Here is a 1,206-nt window from a genome sequence, read left to right on the forward strand (position 1 = left end):
TGCTTGTTCTTTTTCGCCCCCCTCCCACAAAACCTCAGCCCAAACCCCCCCAAAAACACCCTCGGGGGGGGCCCCCGCCCCCCCCCCCCGCCGTCCCGTTTTCCCACTCCTCCGGATGTTCATGTTGTTTTCCCCTGCCCGGGACGGGGAACCGGCCCGGGTACGGGCAAAGATCCTCCCTGAGCAGTAGGGTCAGATTTTTGCTAACGCATTACTCTTGTTGCAAGGCTGCGCACCGTGGCCATGGAGGAGTGAGATGAGGAGCAGTAACCCGGTCTTCTCGCGACGGGGGTTCAGCCGCGACAGCGGGGGCTACGCGAACTTTGACGCGCAGCACCAGCAGGCCGGGACCAACCCGTACGCGACGAATCCTTACGCCACCGACGTGGCCACCGGCATGCCGCAGGCGCCCGCGCGCGCCGGCGTCATGACCATGGACGACGTCGTCAGCCGTACGGCCATGACGCTCGGCACGGTCATCCTCACGGCCACGATCGCGTGGATCGCCCTGCCCGTCGACCCGGCGAACGTCAACAAGTCGTACGGGATCGCCATCGGCGCCGCGCTCGTCGCGATGGTCCTCGGACTCGTCCAGACCTTCAAGCGCAAGGCCTCCCCGGCGCTGATCCTGGGCTACGCGGCCTTCGAGGGCTTCTTCCTCGGCGTCATCAGCTCGGCCACCAGCACCTACCTGGGCGCCGGCGTGGTCATCCAGGCCGTGCTCGGCACGATGTGCGTGTTCGCCTCGGTGCTGTTCGCGTACAAGATGCGCTGGATCCGCGTCACCCGCCGCTTCTACGGCTTCGTGATGGCGGCCGCCATGGGCTTCATGCTGCTCATGGTCGCGAACCTGCTGTTCTCGCTGTTCGCGGGCGGCGACGGCCTCGGCTTCCGCAGCGGTGGCCTCGGCATCCTGTTCGGCATCGTCGGCGTCATCCTCGGCGCCTGCTTCCTCGCCCTGGACTTCAAGCAGGTCGAGGACGGCATCGCCTACGGCGCCCCGCGCGACGAGGCCTGGCTGGCGGCCTTCGGCCTCACCATGACCCTGGTCTGGATCTACCTGGAGCTGCTGCGCCTGTTCCAGATCCTCTCCGGCGACGACTAGACGACCGGTCGTACCGGCACCGGCAGACCCCAGGGGAAGGCCCCCCGAGCTCACCACGAACGGGTCAGTACCACTGCTCGGAGTGGGTACTGCTGTAAAAT

1 protein-coding gene is annotated in these 1,206 nt (G+C 66.7%); it reads left to right on the forward strand.

What is annotated here, in order from left to right:
- The first annotated feature begins 256 nt into the window (after window positions 1–256).
- A complete protein-coding gene (locus tag ACFXA3_RS35085) occupies window positions 257–1,105 on the forward strand; it encodes a Bax inhibitor-1/YccA family protein (RefSeq protein WP_385193822.1) in 849 nt (282 codons plus the stop codon).
- The last annotated feature ends 101 nt before the right edge of the window (window positions 1,106–1,206 follow it).

It is taken from the genome of Streptomyces sp. NPDC059456, assembly GCF_042750055.1.
In the GTDB taxonomy this organism is placed as follows: domain Bacteria; phylum Actinomycetota; class Actinomycetes; order Streptomycetales; family Streptomycetaceae; genus Streptomyces.

Excerpts from the sequence above, each read along its gene's own strand:
- ACFXA3_RS35085 (WP_385193822.1), top strand. The coding sequence starts at position 257 with ATGAGGAGCAGTAACCCGGTCTTCTCGCGACGGGGGTTCAGCCGCGAC.